The sequence below is a fragment of the Oleiphilus sp. HI0128 genome, assembly GCF_001635365.1.
In genome coordinates, this window is record NZ_LWGG01001352.1 from 1 (window position 1) to 1,410 (window position 1,410).

Here is a 1,410-nt window from a genome sequence, read left to right on the forward strand (position 1 = left end):
CGCTCGATGCAAAAGAATTGCTTGTTACCTTTGGTGGTGGATGGCTCGATGAGTTCCCTGCCGTGACTCTTACAAAAGCGAGTCTTGACAATGGCGCAATCATTGCGCGTGTAGCCGTTAAACCTTCTTTGATACAAATGTTTAAAGCTCAAGCGCTCAATTTTGCCTCCGTCGTATTTGTCTTGATGTTAGTTCTTTTAGTCTGCTCACAGATTTTGATTACCTTCTTTGAACGTCATATTGATAATCTAAAATCAGTTATGAGACATGTTAGGAAGAATGGTGACTTAACTGCAAGAGTAGAAATAGATTGTCTTGATGAAGTGGGCGACATGGCTGAGGCTTTTAATGCCATGCAAGATAATTATCAAAGTACCGTTAAAGTGCTTATGGATACTGCTGGATCGCTGCATCAATCTGCTGCAAGCCTTCAGGAGAATGCAAATCGAACCGAGCGGGATATGTCTGAGCAACAGCAGGAAACTGCGGCAATTCTAGAGTCAATTGCGCAATTAACAATTGCCGCACAGGAAGTGGCCAGCAGCGCTTCAGAGATGCATGAAGTTAGTTCGTCTGCGGCTGATCTCACTGCTTCGGGCGAGCTAGAAGTCCAACAAGCCAAGGATGTTACACATACGCTAAGTCAGGAGATCGACCAAGTTTCGACTTTGATATCAACCTTGCAAGATGATACGAAGAGAATAGATTCTACAACAAGCGAGATACAGGTAATCTCTGAACAGACTAATCTTTTGGCGCTCAATGCTGCAATTGAAGCTGCAAGAGCAGGAGAGTCTGGTCGTGGCTTTGCGGTGGTTGCAGATGAGGTTCGTTCGCTCGCTCAACATGCACATGAGTCGAGCGAGAAGATACAGCAGCTTGTAAATGCAATTCGAAGTGTAACCAGCGATATTATTCGGGTAATGGATCAAGGTACCTCGACAGCAAACAACAGCGTTGAGAGCTCGGAGCGTACGGTTGCTTTATTCTCTGATATTCGCTCCCTAAGTGATCGTATCAATCGCAGTAATCTTGTCGTGGCGTCTGCCGCTGAAGAGCAGAGCCAAACAAGTCTCGCTGTGAGCAATGGCCTAGAGGAAGTCAAAAAAGGAGCCGACCACGTTCTACTTAATGCAATGAGTGTTAGCGAAGACTCAAAGAGGATAGCTGATCTTGCTAATCAGCTTGAAAGCATCGTCGGAAAACTGCAAGTATAAGCTTAAGGTTCTTTCACTTCTTCACGGGCAAATCGCCCGATCTCACGGTCAGTAATTATTGGCGCGCTATCTATAGCAATCGAGATTGTGAACATGCTCGCGACAACAACTGATGCTGGTAATGCTATTAAAAACCAAGGCCAAAACTGCTTATACCAGGCAGTTTGAGGTTTATTATTTGTATCGTTCATAT

The 1,410-nt window shown here is 44.8% G+C and carries 2 protein-coding genes; one reads left to right on the forward strand and one right to left on the reverse strand.

The genetic code is table 11. The features are described from left to right. Positions 1 to 1,217 (forward strand): methyl-accepting chemotaxis protein (locus tag A3763_RS22485; RefSeq protein WP_068760553.1); only part of this gene is annotated, 1,217 nt, incomplete at its 5' end. Positions 1,218 to 1,219: 2 nt separating this feature from the next. Here the strand turns inward: A3763_RS22485 and A3763_RS29095 are convergent. Beyond that, positions 1,220 to 1,410: FixH family protein (locus tag A3763_RS29095; RefSeq protein ID WP_068554747.1), on the reverse strand; the 191-nt coding region annotated here is incomplete at its 5' end.